This is a genomic window from Citrobacter sp. RHBSTW-00944, from assembly GCF_013615435.1.
GTDB classification, from domain to species: domain Bacteria; phylum Pseudomonadota; class Gammaproteobacteria; order Enterobacterales; family Enterobacteriaceae; genus Citrobacter; species Citrobacter braakii.
In genome coordinates this window covers 3,849,422-3,864,734 of sequence record NZ_CP055418.1, presented here as the reverse complement: position 1 = coordinate 3,864,734, position 15,313 = coordinate 3,849,422, and the positions used below count along the sequence as shown (strand labels likewise).

Annotated in this window: 15 protein-coding genes; 10 read left to right on the top strand and 5 right to left on the bottom strand. The window is 54.1% G+C overall.

Translation table 11 applies throughout. The features are described from left to right. Window positions 1-96 precede the first annotated feature (96 nt). Both psiF and adrA read left to right on the top strand, forming a co-directional pair. Window positions 97-417, top strand: coding sequence for a phosphate starvation-inducible protein PsiF (gene psiF / locus HV334_RS18605; RefSeq protein ID WP_003830956.1), 321 nt, complete (start codon window positions 97-99; stop codon window positions 415-417). A gap of 91 nt (window positions 418-508) precedes the next feature. Then, on the top strand, window positions 509-1,624 hold the full coding sequence (adrA, locus tag HV334_RS18600) for a diguanylate cyclase AdrA (protein ID WP_181221921.1): 1,116 nt from the start codon (window positions 509-511) through the stop codon (window positions 1,622-1,624). A gap of 17 nt (window positions 1,625-1,641) precedes the next feature. On the opposite strand, the gene proC is transcribed toward adrA, so the two are convergent. Beyond that, complete coding sequence (gene proC / locus HV334_RS18595; protein WP_016152005.1) at window positions 1,642-2,451, bottom strand: pyrroline-5-carboxylate reductase; 810 nt, start codon at window positions 2,449-2,451, stop codon at window positions 1,642-1,644. 148 nt (window positions 2,452-2,599) lie between these two features. On the opposite strand from proC, the gene HV334_RS18590 reads away from it, so the two are divergent. The 5 genes from HV334_RS18590 (at window position 2,600) to ppnP (ending at window position 5,285) form a co-directional block, all read left to right on the top strand. Next, window positions 2,600-3,055 carry a YaiI/YqxD family protein gene (locus tag HV334_RS18590; protein ID WP_016155837.1) on the top strand — a complete coding sequence of 152 codons (456 nt, stop codon included), beginning with the start codon at window positions 2,600-2,602 and terminating at the stop codon, window positions 3,053-3,055. A 185-nt stretch (window positions 3,056-3,240) separates the two neighbouring features. Continuing rightward, window positions 3,241-3,786 (top strand): shikimate kinase AroL, encoded by a 546-nt coding sequence (aroL, locus tag HV334_RS18585; RefSeq protein ID WP_016155838.1) that lies wholly within the window; start codon window positions 3,241-3,243, stop codon window positions 3,784-3,786. 26 nt (window positions 3,787-3,812) lie between these two features. Continuing rightward, the gene (gene yaiA, locus HV334_RS18580) at window positions 3,813-4,004 is read left to right on the top strand and encodes a protein YaiA (RefSeq protein ID WP_016152008.1); all 192 of its coding nucleotides are present in this window, start codon (window positions 3,813-3,815) and stop codon (window positions 4,002-4,004) included. Between the two features lie 247 nt (window positions 4,005-4,251). After that, window positions 4,252-4,929, top strand: a complete 678-nt coding sequence (locus tag HV334_RS18575; protein WP_153690678.1) for an AroM family protein — start codon at window positions 4,252-4,254, stop codon at window positions 4,927-4,929. Window positions 4,930-5,000: 71 nt separating this feature from the next. Further along, entirely contained in the window at window positions 5,001-5,285 is a 285-nt protein-coding gene (gene ppnP, locus HV334_RS18570) for a pyrimidine/purine nucleoside phosphorylase (RefSeq protein WP_016152010.1), read from the top strand. 50 nt (window positions 5,286-5,335) lie between these two features. Here the strand turns inward: ppnP and rdgC are convergent, their stop codons facing one another. Further along, window positions 5,336-6,247 (bottom strand): recombination-associated protein RdgC, encoded by a 912-nt coding sequence (gene rdgC, locus HV334_RS18565; protein ID WP_181220763.1) that lies wholly within the window; start codon window positions 6,245-6,247, stop codon window positions 5,336-5,338. 91 nt (window positions 6,248-6,338) lie between these two features. Here rdgC and mak point away from each other — a divergent pair, with 91 nt between their 5' ends. Next, the gene (mak, locus tag HV334_RS18560; RefSeq protein WP_016155842.1) at window positions 6,339-7,247 is read left to right on the top strand and encodes a fructokinase; all 909 of its coding nucleotides are present in this window, start codon (window positions 6,339-6,341) and stop codon (window positions 7,245-7,247) included. A 27-nt stretch (window positions 7,248-7,274) separates the two neighbouring features. Here mak and araJ read toward each other — a convergent pair whose 3' ends face one another. The 3 genes from araJ to sbcD form a co-directional block, all read right to left on the bottom strand. Beyond that, window positions 7,275-8,447, bottom strand: a complete 1,173-nt coding sequence (araJ, locus tag HV334_RS18555; RefSeq protein ID WP_181220762.1) for an MFS transporter AraJ — start codon at window positions 8,445-8,447, stop codon at window positions 7,275-7,277. Between the two features lie 187 nt (window positions 8,448-8,634). Then, entirely contained in the window at window positions 8,635-11,781 is a 3,147-nt protein-coding gene (gene sbcC, locus HV334_RS18550) for an exonuclease subunit SbcC (protein ID WP_181220761.1), read from the bottom strand. Continuing rightward, entirely contained in the window at window positions 11,778-12,980 is a 1,203-nt protein-coding gene (gene sbcD, locus HV334_RS18545) for an exonuclease subunit SbcD (protein WP_016152015.1), read from the bottom strand. The genes sbcC and sbcD overlap by 4 nt, the downstream gene beginning before the upstream one ends. A gap of 190 nt (window positions 12,981-13,170) precedes the next feature. Here sbcD and phoB point away from each other — a divergent pair, with 190 nt between their 5' ends. Continuing rightward, window positions 13,171-13,860 carry a phosphate response regulator transcription factor PhoB gene (gene phoB / locus HV334_RS18540; protein WP_003021496.1) on the top strand — a complete coding sequence of 230 codons (690 nt, stop codon included), beginning with the start codon at window positions 13,171-13,173 and terminating at the stop codon, window positions 13,858-13,860. 50 nt (window positions 13,861-13,910) lie between these two features. Next, window positions 13,911-15,206, top strand: a complete 1,296-nt coding sequence (gene phoR, locus HV334_RS18535; RefSeq protein ID WP_181220760.1) for a phosphate regulon sensor histidine kinase PhoR — start codon at window positions 13,911-13,913, stop codon at window positions 15,204-15,206. The last annotated feature ends 107 nt before the right edge of the window (window positions 15,207-15,313 follow it).

Here is a 15,313-nt window from a genome sequence, read left to right as displayed (position 1 = left end):
CCGACGCCCGGCGGCAATACTTTTGCCGCCGGGTGGTATTTTTATCGTTAGCAGCCAAACTTACCTGTGTGTTGTCGTTCAGAAAAGAAGGATGCTATGAAAATTACATTATTAATGACGCTGCTTTTTGGTCTGATTTTTTTAACTACCGTCGGTGCTGCCGAGAAGACTTTAACCCCGCAACAACAGCGTATGACCACCTGCAATCAGCAGGCAACGGCGCAGACCTTAAAAGGGGATGCGCGTAAGACATATATGAGTGATTGCCTGAAAAACAGTAAATCTGCGCCGGAGGAAAAGAGCCTGACGCCGCAGCAGCAAAAAATGCGTGAATGTAACGTTAAGGCGACGGAGCAGTCTCTGAAAGGTGATGATCGTAATAAATTTATGAGCGCTTGCCTGAAGAAATCTGCGTAGCACTTACGGGTGAGCAGGTAAAATCGCTCACCCGAAATATCATACTTCCGCCACCAGACCCCTTCCTATAATTTGGGAAATTTGTTTCAGAATATTCCCAAATACAATGAATGATGAAAACTTTTATCAAAAGAAGGTCGTCCCGAATGAAGCATTTTTATCGCTTCATCAAAATGACCACCAACGTTCCGGTCTGCGATTCGCCCGACGAATCAGGCTGCCGCGAGCGGTGGGATTGGGGGGGATGTTTTTCCCTATCGCGTCGGTATTAGTTGCTCAGCCCATTACCGGTGGCTGGTGGCTATTACTGGTGGGATGGGCGTTTGTCTGGCCGCATTTGGCCTGGCAGTTGGCCAGCAAAGCCGACGATCCTCTGCATAGCGAATTTACCAACTTAAAAGCCGATGCCATTCTTGCCGGTATGTGGATAGGGATTATGGGCGTAAACCTGTTGCCATCCACGGCGCTGCTGATGATTATCTGCATCAACCTGATGGGCGCAGGCGGGATGCGAATATTCATCGCAGGCGCCGTTTTGATGATTGTTTCATGTCTGGTGACGTTACAGTTAACCGATATCTCCGTCGCTTTTAGCAGTACTCAACTTAGCGTGCTATTGACGCTGCCGGTGCTGGTGATTTATCCGCTGCTGTTTGCCTGGGTCAGCTACCAGACGGTCATCAAGCTGGCGGAACATAAACGCCGTTTACAGGTGATGAGTACGCGAGATGGCATGACTGGGGTGTACAACCGCCGCCATTGGGAACTGTTACTGCGTAATGAATTTGATAATTGCCGCCGCTACCAGCGTGACGCCACGTTACTGATTATCGATATCGACCATTTTAAGAGCATCAATGATACCTGGGGTCATGACATTGGGGACCAGGCGATTGTCGCGCTGACCCGCCAGTTGCAGATGACCTTACGCGGTAGCGACGTGATCGGGCGCTTTGGCGGTGATGAGTTTGCGGTGATTATGTGCGGCACGCCGGCAACCAGCGCGATTGCGGCGATGTCTCGCGTTCACGAACGACTTGGGCAACTGCGTTTATCCTGCGCGCCGCAGGTTGCTCTGCGGATCAGCGTGGGCGTTGCGCCGCTGACCGCAGAAACCGAGCATTATCGAGAATGGTTAAAGTCGGCGGATATGGCGCTCTACAAAGCAAAGAATTCCGGACGTAACCGCACTGAGGCGGCGGCCTGACGTCCGGCGGTGTTAACTCAGGAGCGGCTGAGTTTTTCCGACTGCTCCATGCACTTAATCATCGCTTCAATCACTGATGAACGAAAACCTCGTTCTTCCAGGACGCGTACCGCTTCAATGGTGGTTCCGCCAGGCGAGCACACCATATCCTTCAGTTCTCCGGGATGTTTACCCGTATCCAGCACCATCTTTGCCGACCCCATTACTGCCTGCGCCGCGAATTTATAAGCTTGCGCGCGAGGCATGCCACCCTGCACGGCGGCGTCCGCCATCGCTTCAATAAACATAAACACATAAGCCGGGGCTGAACCACTGACGCCAACGACCGGATGAATCATTGCCTCCGCAATGACTTCCGCTTCGCCAAAGCAGCGGAAGATATTCAGCACGTCGGCCGTGTCTTCTGGCGTGACTAAGGCGTTCGGCGTGACGGAAGTCATTCCGGCATTCACCAGTGACGGCGTGTTTGGCATCGCGCGAATGATTTTACGGTCATGGCCCAGCGCGCGGGCGAGCTGATCGAGGGTGACGCCAGCGGCAATCGAGACGACCAGGGAGTCTTTGTTCAGGCTGGAGGTAATTTCGCTCAGCACTTTAATCATGATGCCTGGTTTTACGGCCCCAAAAACGATGTCAGCGATTTGCGCGACCTCTTGCGCAGACTGCGCCGCATTAATACCGTACTGGTCGTGCAATGCAGCGACTTTATCGGGGGAAGGGGTGTAAACCCAGATTTGTCCGGGGAGAACCTGGCCGCTGGCGATCATGCCGCCAAGTATCGCTTTGCCCATATTACCGCAGCCGATAAAACCGATTTTCTTGTCCATTTTGTCACTCCCTATGCGTGATATTCATTGTTTTACCTGGGAAAGCTAAGCTTAGCGCGGATTGAATATGTGCAGAAGGATAAACAGCACTTTGCCTGCAAGTAAAAGCACGCGACAATGTGCAACTGCACATCAGTGGGGAGAAATTATGACAATATGGGTGGATGCCGATGCGTGTCCGAATGTGATTAAAGATATTTTGTACCGCGCTTCTGAGCGCATGCAGATGCCGCTTATTTTGGTAGCAAACCAAAGTTTGCGCGTCCCGTCTTCGCGGTTTATCCGCACATTACGTGTTCCCGCCGGGTTTGACGTGGCGGATAACGAGATTGTGCGCCAGTGTAGTGCCGGTGATTTAGTGATAACGGCGGATATCCCGCTGGCGGCAGAAGTCATTGAAAAAGGTGCGGCGGCGCTTAATCCGCGCGGTGAACGTTATACCGAAGCCACGATCCGTGAGCGTCTGATGATGCGTGATTTTATGGATACGCTACGCGCCAGCGGTATTCAGACCGGCGGGCCGGACAGCCTTTCACCACGAGACAGGCAGCATTTTGCTGCTGAGCTTGATAAGTGGTGGCTGGAAGTACAGCGCAGAAAATAAAACGTGTAATTTATTATTTACACTTTATTCATGGTGAATTCTTGTTATAGTAGGGGTTAATAGGTATCTCTACCCTGTATGTAATTTTTTCTTTACGTTTTGGCGATGTACTAGTTTGGTGATATGATTATATCTTTAACCGCATCAGATCCCGCTCGCTCGCGGCTCCCTGGGGAATTTCTGTAATGACGCAACCTCTTTATCTTGTCGGCCCCCGGGGGTGTGGTAAGACAACTACCGGTATGGCGCTGGCGAAGGCTATCGATTTCCAGTTTGTCGATACCGATCGCTGGTTGCAATCGCACGTGCAGATGACCGTGGCGGAGATCGTCGAAAGGGAAGGATGGGAAGGGTTTCGTGCCCAGGAGACGAGCGCTCTGCAGGCCGTCACAGCCCCGGCGACGGTTGTTGCGACCGGCGGCGGCATCATTCTTACCGAATTTAATCGTCATTACATGCGCAGCCACGGCGTGGTTATCTATTTAAGCGCGCCGGTATCAGTACTGGTTGATCGTCTGGAGGCCACGCCTGAAGAGGGATTGCGCCCAACCTTAACCGGTAAGCCGTTGACTGAAGAGGTGCAGGAAGTGCTCGCCCAGCGCGATGTTCTGTACCGTGAAGCTGCGCACTACATCGTTGATGCCACCCATAAACCTGCGCAGGTGGTGGAAGACATTCTTGAGATACTGGCGCAGGCAGCGCCACGGTTACAGGGCGGTGTCTATACTTAATGTTCATCCAGTGAAAAGGAAGAACTATGCCGACAAAACCACCTTACCCACGTCAAGCGACCATTGTTACGGTTGAAAAGGGGACGCCAGGCCAGACGGTAACCTGGTATCAACTTCGAGCCGATCACCCTAAACCGAATACGTTGATCAGTGAGCATCCTTCTGCGCAGGAAGCCATGGATGCCAAAAAACGCTACGAAGACCCCGATAAAACCTGATATTAAGCACCGTCCTGGCACGAGTCTGAAAAGTGCCAGGACGGGCGTTCATCACATTTTCTTAAATTTCGCCGTATACAGTTAAAATTGAAAATTAAGCAATAACAATCCAGTACCGGAATGATTTGGAATCTTTACACAATACACCGCCGATCAACTGCTACGCTTTTGAGCATTTGTAGCGCAGGTCAGCAACCGGCACTTGCCCGGGATTTCACAGCAAAGTAAGAAGATGGTGGAGCAACAAATGAGTGCGTCGTTGGCTATCCTCACGATTGGCGTGGTGCCGATGTGTGAGGTGTTACCGCTCCTGACGGAATATATCGATGAACAGCACATTACTCACCACAGTCTGCTTGGACAGATGCGGCGAGAAGATGTGATGGCTGAGTACGGCGTTTCGCCCGGTGACGAGCCTTTATTAACGCTGCTCAGCGACCACCAACTTGCGCATGTCTCACGCCAGAAGGTAGAGCGCTCGCTGCAAAGTATCGTGGAGGTGCTGGATAACCAGGGCTTTGACGTGATCCTGCTGATGAGTACCGCCTCAATCGCTCGCCTGACCGCCCGCAATAGCATTCTATTGGAGCCGTTACGTATTATCCCCCCGCTGGTGGCCTCGATTGTCGATGGGCATCAGGTCGGGGTTATTGTCCCCGTCACCGAATTGCTCAAAGCCCAGACGCAAAAATGGCAGGTGTTACAAACTCCACCAGTGTATGCCGTGGCGAATCCGATCGAAGGTAGCGAACAACAATTGATTGATGCCGGGAAAGAACTGCTGGAGCAAGGCGCGGATGTGATCATGCTGGATTGTCTGGGGTTCAATCAACGCCATCGCGATTTACTGCAAAAATCGCTGGATGTCCCGGTTCTTCTGTCTAATGTGTTGATTGCCCGACTGGCTTCGGAACTGTTGGCGTAATTTTGCGTGACAGGTGGAACGTCAGCCCCCTATATTGGTTCTCAACTTAATCACGAGATAGGGCCAGTTGTATGCTTCAAAGTAATGAATACTTTTCCGGCAAAGTAAAATCGATCGGTTTTACCAGCAGCAGTACTGGCCGCGCCAGTGTTGGCGTGATGGCTGAAGGCGAATATACCTTTAGTACTGCGGCGCCTGAAGAGATGACTGTCGTTAGCGGCGCACTGAACGTGCTGCTGCCGGGTGAAACCGAGTGGAAGGTGTATGCCGCAGGGGACGTGTTCAACGTACCGGGCAACAGCGAGTTTCATCTGCAGGTGGCAGAGCCAACATCCTATCTTTGCCGCTATCTGTAAGCATAGAAATGACGAATGGCGACATTGTGCCGCCATTCGGTAATTACGGCTTAACGTTGCGCTTCGCCGCCTAATCCTTCCACCAGACTTTTAATCAGCGCCGCCAGTTCACCCGTCATCAGGATGAAATCGGCATCAAAACGCTGAGCATAATCTTCGCGGTCAATATCTTCGTTCTGATCGCGCAGGTCGTCGCTAAACTTCAAACGCTTAATCGAGCCGTCGTCACACATCACGAACTGAATGCGCTGCTGCCAGTCAAGGGCCAGCTTGGTGACCAGTTTGCCCGCTTCGATATGCACGGCGATTTCGTCGCAGACCAGATCCTGCTTTTTCGCGCGGATCACGCCGCCGTCTTCAAGGATCGCTTTTAGTTCGGCTTCATCCAGCAACTGGAATCCCTGTGCCGTTGTGCCGGAGCGAACCCATTCGGTCAGCGTCAGCTCAATGGGGTTTTCCATCGTCAGCGGAACGACCGGCAGCGAACCGAGACTCTTACGCAGCAGCGCCAGCGTATCTTCGGCTTTCTTCGCACTCGCGCAATCAACCATGATCAGATCGTTGACGGTATCGATCCACATCATCGTCTGGCTGAAACGGCTAAAGGCGCGCGGCAGCAATGAGTGCAGAACTTCATCTTTCAGCGAGTCTTTTTCGGTCTTCTTGAGTTTGCGACCTTGCTCAGCTTCCAGTTTGAAAATTTTGGCTTCCAGCGCCTGTTTGATAACCGGCGACGGCAGAATTTTTTCTTCTTTGCGGGCGCAGATAATAATTTGGCCATTGGCGGTATGCGTTAATGCATCGCTGTGCGATCCCATCGGCGGAACCCAGCCCATTTTTGCCATATCCTGGCTACCGCAAGGGGTGAACGTCATTGATGCCAGCTGTTTTTCCATCTCTTCGGCACGCAAAGAAACATCGCGGCTAAGACGGTAAACCATTAAATTTTTGAACCACAGCATGATAATTTCCACGGCCTTGTCGTTAAATCCAGCGGGCATGATAGCGAATTGTCGCTATGCTTGCATTGTTAATCGGGAAGAGGAGCAAACAGTGCGTATAGGTATCGATTTAGGCGGTACGAAAACGGAAGTTATCGCGCTTGGCGATGCAGGCGAACAGCTTTTTCGCCATCGCCTGCCCACGCCGCGTGATGATTATCGGCAAACGATAGAAACCATCGCCGCGCTGGTGGAGATGGCGGAAAAGGCCACCGGGCAGTCGGGAACCGTCGGGATGGGCATTCCCGGTTCAATTTCGCCCTACACCGGAGTGGTGAAGAATGCCAACTCGACCTGGCTTAACGGGCAACCTTTTGACAAAGACCTGAGTACGCGTCTGAATCGCGAAGTGCGGCTGGCAAATGATGCCAACTGCCTGGCGGTTTCTGAAGCCGTTGATGGTGCAGCGGCGGGGGCGCAAACCGTGTTTGCGGTGATTATCGGTACAGGATGTGGCGCTGGAGTGGCGCTGAACGGCCGGGCGCACACGGGCGGGAACGGTACTGCGGGCGAGTGGGGGCATAATCCGCTGCCGTGGATGGACGAAGACGAACTGCGTTATCGGCAGGAAGTGCCCTGCTATTGCGGCAAGCAAGGCTGTATTGAAACCTTCATTTCCGGAACCGGTTTTGCCACCGACTACCAGCGTCTGAGCGGTAAGTCGCTCAAGGGCAGTGAAATTATCAGTCTTGTTAATGCCCGGGATGCCCAGGCGGAACAGGCGTTGAGTCGGTACGAGCTACGTCTGGCGAAATCACTGGCACATGTGGTGAATATTCTCGATCCGGACGTAATCGTGCTGGGCGGTGGAATGAGCAATGTCGACCGACTGTATCAAAACGTGCCAACGTTGATTAAACAGTTTGTCTTTGGCGGCGAGTGCGAAACGCCTCTACGCAAGGCGCTGCACGGTGACTCCAGCGGCGTGCGCGGCGCGGCCTGGTTGTGGCCGCAGGAGTAATGTTCGCGTTGCCGGGTAGCGCAGAGGCTATCCGGCAGCGGGAGTCATCCGGGATACGCTGCGCTTCAGGCGACCGTAGAGCAGCAGCGACGACATTGCAGAAAACGACAGCAGCGCCGCCGGCAACGTCACGTAGTTGTAGGCAAAGCCCAGCGTCAGCATCATACCACCGCACCAGGCGCCAATTGCGCTGCCGAGATTAAAGGCAATTTGCCCTCCTGCCGCACCCAGCAGCTCACCCCCTTTAGCATTTTGCAGCAGCAAAATTTGCAGCGGCGCCGACAGGGCAAACAGGCCCGCGCAGCAAATAAAGGCGAAGATCAGCGACGCGGCTTTGATCCCGCCAAAGGCAAAGAGCAGCAGCAGAGCCAGCACAATTACAAAGTCGGTTATTACCGCAATACGCAGCGGCGTATAGCGGCCAGAAAGGCGACCGCTCAGCAGATTTCCCAACACCATCCCCAATCCTACCAGCATCATGATGAAGGTCATCAGCGCTTCGGAAAAGCCGGAGATGAACATCATGTACGGTTTGACGTAGCTGAACCAGGCGAAAACCCCGGCGTTACCAAACATGGTGGCGGAAAATATGAGCCACGGGGCGGGGGTTTTCAAAAAGTGAAATTGTTCGCGCAGTTTCCCTTTTGCTTCATCGCTGATGTTGGGTATCCAAAAAGTTATCGAGACCATCACGGCGATATTAAAGATGGCTATCAGCAGAAACGTGTAGCGCCAGCTAAATTCCTGGCTCAGCCAGGTGCCGATGGGAATGCCAACCAGATTAGCAACGGTCATACCCGAAACCATGCCCGCGACGGCGGCGGTGACTTTTCCCGGACGGGCCAGCTTCGACAGGATAATCGCGCCAACGCCAAAAAACGCGCCGTGTGGAAAGCCGGAAACCAGCCTGCCCACCGCCAGCATTAAATATGAGGAGGAGAGGGTGAAGATGGCGTTGCCGATCACGCACAGCGTGACCAGAAACAGCAGAATATGCTTGAGAGAAAAGCGATTGGAAAAGAGCGCAATAATAGGCGCGCCCAGCACCACGCCAAAAGCGTAAAACGAAATCATATGGCCAGCAGCAGGGATGGAAATTCCCACGTCCCGCGCCAGCTCGGTGAGTACACCCATGATGCCAAACTCGGCCATGCCCAGCCCAAATGTCCCCAGAGCTAAAGAGAAAATGACTTTTTTCATACCACCTGCCAACAAGAAAGACGCACGATGTGCGCCATAGCGGCGAACGTTCGCCGCCAATAGAGATAGCTTGCGGATAAGCGAAGTGGAATGCCATTTCATATCCGTCTTTGTGTATTCACGATCGTGCTATGTGCTGTGCCGGATGGCGCTGGCGCATATCCGGCCTTCTGGAGCTGAGATGCTATCAGGCATCAACTGCAAACATTTTATCGAGTTTGCTGTAGCCCAGTCCGTTGATTTTTTTGACCTTGATCTGCACCGGAATGCGTTCTTTCATCGCTTCAACGTGGCTGATGACACCAATAGTTTTGCCAGTGGCGTTGAGCGCATCGAGCGCATCCAGGGCGGTATCCAGCGTTTCGCTGTCCAACGTGCCGAAACCTTCGTCGAGGAACAGGGAGTCAATTCGCGTTTTGTGGCTGACCAGGTCGGACAACGCCAGCGCCAGCGCCAGACTCACGAGGAAGCTCTCGCCGCCGGAAAGCGTACGTGTGTCACGCACGGCATCGGCCTGCCAGGTATCAACCACTTCCAGCTCCAGCGCTTCGCTGGCCTTGCGCTGCAACAGATAGCGACCGTGCAGACGGGTCAACTGGTTGTTGGCAAGCCAGACCAGATTATCCAGCGTCAGCCCCTGGGCAAACTTGCGGAATTTATCTCCCTCTTTCGAGCCAATCAGCGCGTTCAGATAGCCCCAGTCTTCGACCTGCTGTGCGACTTTCGTAATCTCGAGCATCAGCGCCTGCTGCTGCTGGCGGTTTTCACCATCCTGCTTGAGCTGCTGGCGAATTTCGCCCTGACGAGTGGTGTTCTCCCGTAGCTGCTGGGTGAGTTGTGCCAGCGCGTCGTGAAGATGTTGCACGGTGAGCGTGAGATCCACCCCGGTTGGTAGCTGTTGTTGATGAGTCGCCAGCGCCTGCTGCGCCTGATTAAGCAGCGTTTGCGCCTGCTGTCGCTGGCCTTCCAGTGATTGCTTCAATTGTTCAAGGCGGTTAAAGGTCTCTTCATCCAGCAGGGCGGCAACAAAGGCGTCGCGATCGGCAAAGATGCTGGCCTGCAATGCGGTATCAAACTGCGCCTGAATTTCTGCAGCGCGCTGAACCTCCTGCGTCTCCTGCTGCTGTAAGGTTTGCCACTGCCCCTGTAAAGAGAGGCAATCGTCGTGCACCTGCCGCCAGTTTTCCAGCGACAGATTCTCAATGTTTTCACCAAGCGCATCGGTTTCAGGCAGCGTTTCCAGCACCGGCGCAAGCTGGGCGATTCGAGCCTGTAATTCAGTCAGTTCGTTCTGGCGCTGCTGCCACATTTGCGCTTCGTTCGCCCGTTCGCTCAGCCATGAGGCGACTTCACCCTCGGCCGGAAGGGACAGACCATGACGGGCCAGCTCGGCGGTTAGCGTTGCCTGACGCTGGTCAATATGCTGCTGGAGCTGAGTAATCTGCTCTGTGTGTGCGGTGATTTGCGCTTGCAGGGTATGACGCAGACTCAGCTGGTGAAGCTGCTGCTCGTGCTCTTCCTGGGCGGCAAGCCACGGGGCGATGTCATCCTGCGGTTGCAGCGTCACGTTGAGGTTGGCGGTGACGGTCTGCCACTCTTGAGTAAGTGCTTGCTCTTCCTGAGAAAGCGTTTGTACTTCGCGTTCATCGCGCTGAAGTTGCTGGGTTATCGCCTCGAGTTGACCGCGTAGCGTTGAACCCTCATCGGCAAGCGTTTTGACCTCTTTTTCCAGCGCTTCACGCCGTGTCTGATTCACACTCAGTTCGAGCGTTTGATAGCGCTCAATCGCCGGGTGCGTGGTGGAGCCGCAAAGTGGGCAAGGCATGCCGGATTGCAATAGTGCCCGCTGGCTTTCCAGATCTTTGATGCGGGCTTCCTGCTCGCAAATGATTCTCACATCGGCAAGCTGCTGATTTTTATCTTTATAGCGCTGACGCTTTTCTGTAAGCACCGCATTGCGCTGGGCCAGCTCCTGCTGACGCTGCACAAGCGTGGCGCGTAGCTGCGCCAGTTGCTTTTGCTTCGGGGCGATTTGCCCGTGCAGATTACTCAGCCGCTGGCGTAACGGACGAAGCTGCACATGTTGCGCCAGCGCTTCCGTTACCTGTTGTGCCGAAAGGGTCAGCGTGGGAAGCGCCAGCGCATCGAGCTTGCGCGTGTCGTTCTCCCGCAACTGCTGCCACTGGCGCAGTTGGGCGCTGGCGTCGGACTGTTGGGCCAGCAGCGCTTTCCATCCTGCCAGTTCGCTACTCCACAAACGGAAGCGGTCATGTTCCTTCAACCAGTCGGTTAACGTTTGCTGTCCGGCGAGCATAGCGGCTGACTGCGTTTGTGCCTGCTGACGAATACGTCCGCGCAGCGCTAAGCTGCTTTGTAAGCGAGCATTCACTTCCTGAATCTTCTGTCGCGTACGGTCAATCGTAGCCGTTTGTTCCTGGATTCGCTCCCAGTGTGGGCGTAACGCTCTGGCCGGGAGTGCCAGACTCAGCGCCGCCAGTTGCGGCTGCGCGTCTTCCTGCGCCTGAAGTGCAGCCTGTAATGCCTGCTGGTGGCGGTTTATCTCCGCCTGTAGCTCATTTTGCCGCATGAGCCAGTTGAGGTGCTGCTGCTGGGCTTGTTGGCAGGTAAGATATTGTTTTTCTTCGTCAGTAAGTACCTGCAAACTTTCTGTCAGGGATTGCAATTGCTCTGGCGCTAACAGCGCAACACCGCTGGCCTGGGCCTGCAGTTTTTCCAGTTCCGTACGCGCTGATTTGTGCTTTTCAAATACCATGGCGGAGATTTGGCCGTAGATCTCAGTGCCGGTCAGCTCTTCCAGCAGCTCGGCGCGCTCTTTCGGTTTGGCATTGAGAAATGCGGCAAACTGCCCCTGAGACAGCAGCATCGAACGGGTAAAACGTCCGTAATCCAGCCCGGTAAGCTCGGCGGTCATCTCCAGCTTATCTTTGACCTTATCGGCGAGGATTTTACCGTCGGAGCAGCGGGCCAGCTCTACGCGAGGGACCTGCAGATTGCCCTCCGGCTGATTGCGCGCCCGGTTCTGGCTCCAGAATGCGCGGTAGGCTTCGCCCCGCACCTCAAACTCGACCTCGGCCAGACACTCCGCGGTGTCGCGGGTCATCAGGTCGTTTTGCGATTGTGACACGGTATTCAGGCGCGGCGTTTCGTGGTACAGCGCAAGGCAAATTGCGTCCAGCAGGGTCGTTTTTCCCGCACCCGTTGGTCCGGTGATGGCGAACAACCCATTGCTGGCAAACGGTTCTGCCGTAAAATCGACTTTCCATTCTCCCTTCAGGGAGTTGAGGTTTTTCAGGCGCAGGCTGAGAATTTTCATGCTTCAGCCTCCCCGGCAAGCGTTTGTAAGGTTGCGCTAAACAGCTGGTTAAGCCGCTCACGCTGCGGTTCTTCGAGTTCTTCCAGCGCCAGGCGGCGGTCAAAAACCTCTGCCACGCTCAGCTCGCTTAACGTTTCACGTCGTTCATTGGCCATAATGCGTTCGCGCTGTTCACGACTGCGGCGCACCAGTAGCACTTCTACCGGTAAATCTTCGGTTAAGGCCTGGATCTTACGTTGCATATCATGCAGGTAGTCGTCGGTGGTGATTTCAATATCCAGCCACACCGGTGGCTCTTGCTGCACGCCGCGCCACTGCTCAAGCTGGGTAGTAATGGCGGCTAAATCGCCTTTCAGTACCGCAAGCTGCTGCGTAACCGGCACGGTGAGATTTTCAACGGCGCTGAGTTTCCCCGCGTCAAAGCTCACCAGATGTACACATTTGCTTTTGCCGCACTCGTCAAAACTGAGGGCAATCGGCGAGCCGCAGTAGCGAATATGTTCCGTGCCGCCGATAACCTGCGCCCGGTGAATATGTCCCAGCGCGATGTAGTCTGCCGGTGGGAAGTTTTGCGCCGGGAAGGCGTCCAGCGTACCGATATAAATGTCACGTACGGCGTCGCTTTTACTGGCTCCGACGGTGGTCAAATGCCCGGTCGCAATGATGGGAAGATTGTGGTCGCCGCGCAGCGTGCAGGCATCCTGATACTGCTGCTGATAGTAGTCGGTAATTGCGCCCAGTAAATGCTGCTGTTTTTCTTGTCCTGTCAGCCCGGCCTGGCTGGTGATGATGTCGCGCGGACGTAAAAAAGGTACCGGACACAGGATCGCCCCCGGCGTACCGTCGCGTAGCGGCAGTATCTGCGGCCCATGGCCAGCGCTGGCAACCACCGTGGTGTTGAGAAACGCCAGAATATCGCGGGATTCATTGAGCGTGGCGACAGAGTCGTGGTTGCCTGCCAGCACCACCAGATGACAGCCGGTTTGCTGCAGATTGACGACAAAACGGTTATACAGCTCACGGGCATAGCTTGGCGGTGAGCCGGTATCGAAAATATCGCCTGCCACAATAATGGCATCCACCTGCTGGGATTGTGCCGTTTCCAGCAGCCAGTCGAGAAAGGCCTGATGCTCGGCGGCGCGGCTCTTGCTGTAGAAATTTTGACCCAGATGCCAGTCAGACGTGTGAAGGATGCGCATAAGAGTTCCATGACGGTAAAACAATGGCGGGGATTATAACCCTTCACGAGTGGGAATATCTTGTCTCCGGGCTGTCATAATTCGCCGGGCTGCGTTAAACCTGGACTATCTTTTCATAAATCTGTCATAAAACTGACGCATAATGGCACTGTATTGATGGCAAACGATTTAATTACAAACAGGGCAAATCATGGCGAGACGTATTCTGGTCGTAGAAGATGAAGCTCCAATTCGTGAAATGGTCTGCTTCGTGCTCGAGCAAAACGGATTTCAACCCGTTGAAGCCGAAGACTATGACAGTGCTGTGAACCAACTCAATGAACCCTGGCCGGATCTCGTCCTGCTTGACTGGATGCTTCCAGGCGGCTCGGGTCTACAGTTTATTAAACATCTCAAGCGCGAAGCGATGACGCGGGATATCCCGGTGATGATGCTGACGGCGAGGGGGGAAGAGGAAGATCGTGTCCGGGGGCTGGAAACCGGCGCGGATGACTATATTACCAAGCCTTTTTCTCCCAAGGAGCTGGTGGCGCGTATTAAAGCAGTTCTGCGTCGTATTTCACCGATGGCGGTGGAAGAGGTTATAGAAATGCAGGGGCTAAGCCTTGATCCCACCTCGCATCGCGTGATGACCGGCGAGGATCCGCTGGATATGGGGCCGACCGAATTCAAACTGTTGCACTTCTTTATGACTCATCCCGAGCGTGTCTACAGTCGCGAGCAACTCCTCAATCATGTCTGGGGAACTAATGTGTACGTGGAAGACCGGACAGTGGATGTGCACATCCGCCGCTTACGTAAGGCGCTGGAGCACAGCGGACACGATCGTATGGTGCAGACGGTTCGCGGGACGGGATATCGTTTTTCAACCCGCTTCTGACTGACAAGAATCAGGGCCTGAAGGATTAGGCCGTATAGGGAGTAAGACGTTTGCTAGAACGATTGTCATGGAAAAGGTTGGTACTGGAGCTGATCCTGTGCTGCATACCGGCATTTATCCTTAGCGCTTTTTTCGGTTACCTGCCCTGGTTTTTACTGGCGTCGGTAACGGGCCTGCTTATCTGGCATTTCTGGAATTTATTACGTTTGTCCTGGTGGCTATGGGTCGACAGAAGCATGACGCCGCCGCCGGGGCGAGGCAGTTGGGAGCCGTTGCTGTACGGGCTGCATCAAATGCAACTGCGCAACAAAAAGCGCCGTCGTGAACTGGGTAATCTGATTAAACGTTTTCGCAGCGGGGCGGAATCGCTACCCGACGCGGTGGTGCTGACCACTGAAGAAGGCGGTATCTTCTGGTGTAACGGACTGGCCCAGCAGGTTCTGGGACTGCGCTGGCCGGACGATAGCGGGCAAAATATTCTTAACCTGTTGCGCTACCCGGAATTTACACAATACCTGAAAACGCGCGATTTTAGCCGACCGATCAATCTGGTACTCAATACCGGACGGCATCTGGAAATTCGCGTGATGCCCTATACCGATAAGCAACTGCTGATGGTGGCGCGCGACGTTACCCAGATGCATCAACTGGAAGGTTCACGACGTAACTTTTTCGCCAACGCCAGCCATGAACTGCGTACGCCTCTGACGGTGTTACAAGGGTACCTGGAAATGATGCAGGAGCATCCGCTGGAAGGGACGACGCGTGAAAAAGCGCTGCATACCATGCGCGAACAAACGTATCGCATGGAAGGGCTGGTGAAACAGCTGCTGACGCTGTCAAAAATTGAGGCTGCTCCGACGCTACTGCTGAATGAGAAGGTCGATGTGCCCATGATGCTGCGCGTGCTCGAACACGAAGCGCAAACGCTGAGCCAGCAAAAACATACGTTTACCTTTGATGTTGATAACAGCCTGAACGTGCGGGGTAACGAGGAGCAGTTGCGTAGCGCTATCTCGAATCTCGTCTACAACGCGGTGAACCATACGCCAGCGGGAACGCACATTACCGTACGCTGGCAGCATGTGGCGTCGGGGGCGGAGTTTTGCGTGGAAGACAACGGTCCAGGCATTGCCGCCGAGCATATTCCACGCTTAACCGAACGTTTTTATCGTGTGGATAAGGCGCGATCGCGGCAAACGGGCGGCAGCGGACTTGGCCTGGCCATCGTTAAGCATGCGCTGCATCATCACGACAGTCGCTTGAATATCGAAAGCGAACTAGGCGTTGGGACGCGATTTAGTTTCGTGATCCCGGAACGTTTAATTGCCAAAATTAACGGTTAAGGCGCATTCGTAAGATAATCTTTCCAAAAGCCAGCGCAAGCTGGCTTTTTCTATGCGGTCAATATAACCATCCTGAATTTTACGACGTTTGGTTGTTTTTTGTTCGA

Bases quoted from the DNA above. Each gene is read 5' to 3' on its own strand.
- psiF (WP_003830956.1), top strand. From the start codon at position 97: ATGAAAATTACATTATTAATGACGCTGCTTTTTGGTCTGATTTTTTTA.
- proC (WP_016152005.1), bottom strand. From the start codon at position 2,451: ATGGACAAGAAAATCGGTTTTATCGGCTGCGGTAATATGGGCAAAGCG.
- HV334_RS18590 (WP_016155837.1), top strand. From the start codon at position 2,600: ATGACAATATGGGTGGATGCCGATGCGTGTCCGAATGTGATTAAAGAT.
- aroL (WP_016155838.1), top strand. From the start codon at position 3,241: ATGACGCAACCTCTTTATCTTGTCGGCCCCCGGGGGTGTGGTAAGACA.
- yaiA (WP_016152008.1), top strand. From the start codon at position 3,813: ATGCCGACAAAACCACCTTACCCACGTCAAGCGACCATTGTTACGGTT.
- HV334_RS18575 (WP_153690678.1), top strand. From the start codon at position 4,252: ATGAGTGCGTCGTTGGCTATCCTCACGATTGGCGTGGTGCCGATGTGT.
- ppnP (WP_016152010.1), top strand. From the start codon at position 5,001: ATGCTTCAAAGTAATGAATACTTTTCCGGCAAAGTAAAATCGATCGGT.
- rdgC (WP_181220763.1), bottom strand. From the start codon at position 6,247: ATGCTGTGGTTCAAAAATTTAATGGTTTACCGTCTTAGCCGCGATGTT.
- araJ (WP_181220762.1), bottom strand. From the start codon at position 8,447: ATGAAAAAAGTCATTTTCTCTTTAGCTCTGGGGACATTTGGGCTGGGC.
- sbcC (WP_181220761.1), bottom strand. From the start codon at position 11,781: ATGAAAATTCTCAGCCTGCGCCTGAAAAACCTCAACTCCCTGAAGGGA.
- sbcD (WP_016152015.1), bottom strand. From the start codon at position 12,980: ATGCGCATCCTTCACACGTCTGACTGGCATCTGGGTCAAAATTTCTAC.
- phoB (WP_003021496.1), top strand. From the start codon at position 13,171: ATGGCGAGACGTATTCTGGTCGTAGAAGATGAAGCTCCAATTCGTGAA.